The following is a 421-nucleotide window of genomic DNA, read 5'->3' on the forward strand; positions in this document are numbered from 1 at the left end:
CTCGTGCAAACCCGAGGTAACGTCAACGACATTCGCTCCATCCATACGGACCTGAAAGCAAAAGCCTTAGCTCTAGAGTTTACCCGAGCCTTCTTCAAAGGGGATGCGGCCCAGCCGAGCCAGTTTGACGGCTTGCAGAAACGGTTAACCGGGAAGCAAATTATTGATGGTGAGGATAAATCCTTCGATTCGAATAAACTGGATGAGTTGATTGATGCCGTAGAGGGCGAACCGGACGTACTTCTTTGTTCCAAGGCGATGCGCCGTGAGATCAAGAAATCACTAAAAGACTCGACTCACTACATCGAAAGCGGAGAAGATTCTTTTGGTCGCCAAGTAAGTACCTATGCGGGTATTCCCATTCGTGTGATCGAGACGGATGGCGCGGGTCAGGAGATTCTCGGATTTAACGAATTGGATA

General features: G+C 49.2%; 1 protein-coding gene. It reads left to right on the plus strand.

Annotation, left to right across the window (positions count from 1 at the left end):
- Positions 1-421: major capsid protein (locus H1S01_RS20865; RefSeq protein WP_243237468.1), on the plus strand; the 421-nt coding region annotated here is incomplete at both ends.

Source organism: Heliobacterium chlorum, assembly GCF_014502795.1.
GTDB lineage: Bacteria > Bacillota > Desulfitobacteriia > Heliobacteriales > Heliobacteriaceae > Heliobacterium > Heliobacterium chlorum.